Raw genomic sequence first — 287 nt, 5'->3', positions numbered from 1 at the left:
GTTACTCAGCAGCCGCTGGGTGGTAAAGCGCAGTTCGGTGGTCAGCGTTTCGGGGAGATGGAAGTGTGGGCACTGGAAGCATACGGTGCAGCCTATACTCTTCAAGAAATGCTTACAGTTAAATCGGATGACGTTAACGGCCGTACGAAGATGTATAAAAACATCGTCGATGGCAGCCATCAGATGGAACCTGGTATGCCGGAATCTTTCAACGTATTGCTGAAAGAAATTCGCTCACTGGGTATCAACATCGAGCTGGAAGACGAGTAATTCGTTCTGTGCCGGAA

At 49.1% G+C, this 287-nt stretch carries 1 protein-coding gene; it reads left to right on the top strand.

Features of this window, described 5'->3' with window-relative positions; genetic code table 11:
* Positions 1–270 (top strand): hypothetical protein (locus ACNQ0T_RS24000; protein WP_417930472.1); only part of this gene is annotated, 270 nt, incomplete at its 5' end.
* Between the last annotated feature and the right edge of the window lie 17 nt (positions 271–287).

Origin of the sequence: Enterobacter cloacae complex sp.6700776 (assembly GCF_048284255.1) — a bacterium.
Taxonomy (GTDB): Bacteria; Pseudomonadota; Gammaproteobacteria; order Enterobacterales; family Enterobacteriaceae; genus Enterobacter; species Enterobacter intestinihominis.
Note: the sequence above shows the minus strand (reverse complement) of the source record. Positions and strands in the feature narration are given on the sequence as shown.